The sequence below is a fragment of the Ideonella sp. P3_A4 genome, assembly GCF_056403075.1.
The window spans coordinates 1-1575 of the sequence record NZ_JBFUGE010000985.1 but is presented as its reverse complement, the minus strand read 5'-3'; the positions used below and the strand labels follow the sequence as shown (position 1 = coordinate 1575).

2 protein-coding genes are annotated in these 1575 nt (G+C 63.2%); one reads left to right on the top strand and one right to left on the bottom strand.

What is annotated here, in order from left to right; translation table 11 throughout:
* On the bottom strand, positions 1–1029 hold a 1029-nt coding region (locus AC1DYI_RS35115), incomplete at its 3' end, for a M20/M25/M40 family metallo-hydrolase (RefSeq protein WP_477208719.1).
* Positions 1030–1244: 215 nt separating this feature from the next.
* Here AC1DYI_RS35115 and AC1DYI_RS35110 point away from each other — a divergent pair.
* The coding region (locus tag AC1DYI_RS35110) for a M24 family metallopeptidase (RefSeq protein WP_477208718.1) at positions 1245–1575 on the top strand (331 nt) is incomplete at its 3' end.

Genomic DNA, 1575 nt, shown 5'->3' with positions numbered 1-1575 from the left:
GATCACGGCCTTGGCGCTTTGGGCCAGCGCGTTGGGGGCGTGGCCGGCCTGAACCATGGTCGCCACACAGGTCGTTCGCATCAACCCGACCAGGTCTGGCTTGCGCGAGAGGCGCTCGACGGCAGCTGCTGAGGGCTTGCCTGTCGCCACTTCCTCGAAGTCGGCCCGTGTCTGGCCTTCTTGCAGCGGGGCGCTGCGCGCGAAATAGGTCAGCGCTGCCGGACTGAGGTCGGGCGCGAACCCATGGGCGCGCAAGCGCAGCAGCGCTTCGGCCAGCTCGTAGATGGTGTTGTCGGGTGTGGGGCGGGCGCTGTGGCCACCAGGGCCGGTGGCTTCGAGCTCGTACTGGACGAAGGTCTTTTCCCCCAGCTGCACCACGTTGGAGAAAGGCTTGCCGCTGCGGATTTCACCGCGGCCCCCTTCGTTGATGCCGATTTCCGCGTCCACGTCAGCGCGCCGATTTTTCAGCAGCCATGCGGCGCCGTTGGCGGGGGACGCCCCCTTCTCTTCATCTGCCGTGAGTGCCAGGATGATGTCGCGCTTCGGCTTGAAGCCTTCGGCCTTGAGCTGCGAGAACACGGACACGTAGATGGCCGCCATCGCCTTGTCGTCGATCACGCCACGTGCCACGTAGCGGCCGTTGACTTCCTGCAGCTTGAAAGGATCGGTCTTCCAATCCTCTCGCTTGGCCTCGACCACATCGATGTGCGCGAGCAGCAGCAACGGACGCAGCGCCCCCGTTCCCTTGTATCGACCCAACAGATTCCCCTTGCGAGGAAACGGCTCGATCACCTCGAAATCGTCGCCCGAGAACCCCGCGGCCTTCAAGCGATCCTTCATGGCCTGCGCCGCCACCGTCGTGCTGCCCACGGAGTCGCTCGTGTTGATCTCGATCAGCTCCTTGAAGACATCCTTGAACTGGGCCACGTCATTCGGCCCCGCCACGGCACCGAAGGACGCGACGGTTAGCACCGCACAGGTGGCGATGCCAAGCGGACGAAAGGAAAAGCGACGGTTGAGGTGTGTCATGAAGAACCTGTCGAAGGAGGAGCCAAACGGACCGACGAAGCGTCAGCCATTTTTTGGGCCGCATGATGGCGCCGGCAACGACATCCGTCGTACGTATAACCCCATAGCGACTGGACATGGTGATCCAGGCAGGCCCAAGCAAGATCGAGCGCACCCGGCGACCCGAGGCCACTACACTGACATCGACATCACGCAACCTTTCACCGAGATCAAACATGACCATCGAAACGCAAGACGACGTCGTCGCACTGAAACGAATCGGCAGGATCGTCTCGTTGGTGCTGCAGCAGATGCTCGATGCCGCAGAACCGGGCATGACGACCCGCGATCTCGACCTGCTCGGCGAACGGCTGCTGGAAGAACATGGTGCCCGGTCTGCGCCGAAGCTGACCTACAACTTCCCCGGGTCCACGTGCATCAGCATCAACGAAGAAGCGGCGCACGGAATCCCTGGGGGCCGGATCATCCGGGCTGGCGACGTGCTGAACGTCGATGTGTCGGCGGAGCTCGGCGGCTACTTCGCTGATACCGGAGGAACGACTGTGG